The sequence below is a fragment of the Arthrobacter sp. sptzw32 genome, assembly GCF_059089735.1.
In genome coordinates, this window is sequence record NZ_JBNHEZ010000029.1 from 1 (window position 1) to 349 (window position 349).

At 66.2% G+C, this 349-nt stretch carries 1 pseudogene; it reads right to left on the minus strand.

Going from position 1 to position 349, the window contains the following annotated elements:
* Positions 1 to 349, minus strand: a pseudogene (locus AC5RVN_RS17460) (HNH endonuclease signature motif containing protein); the annotation flags it as partial.

The following is a 349-nucleotide window of genomic DNA, read 5'->3' on the forward strand; positions in this document are numbered from 1 at the left end:
GGTCTTGGTAGTTGATGGTGGCGATGATTTGGGGGCGGTTTCCGCCGGTGCTGGGCAGGGTGTTGGTGGCCAGGGCGATTTTGGCGGCGCCGACGAGGCCGTCGAGTTGTTTTTGTGGCCTGGTGCGGCGGTCCAGTTCCACGTCCACGCCGCGGTCCCGCCAGTGATCCGTGCCCGTGCCCGTGCCCGTGCCCGTGCCCGTACTGGGCCCTAGTTCAGCTGCAGTGCCGGTGCCGGGTTTAGTTCCGGTGTTGGTGCGTGGGTTGGTGGCGGTGTTCATGACGGTGAGGAGGTGTTCGTATTGGTCGGTGGTGGCGTAGATGTCGAGGTGGTGCAGGCCGTGGCGGGG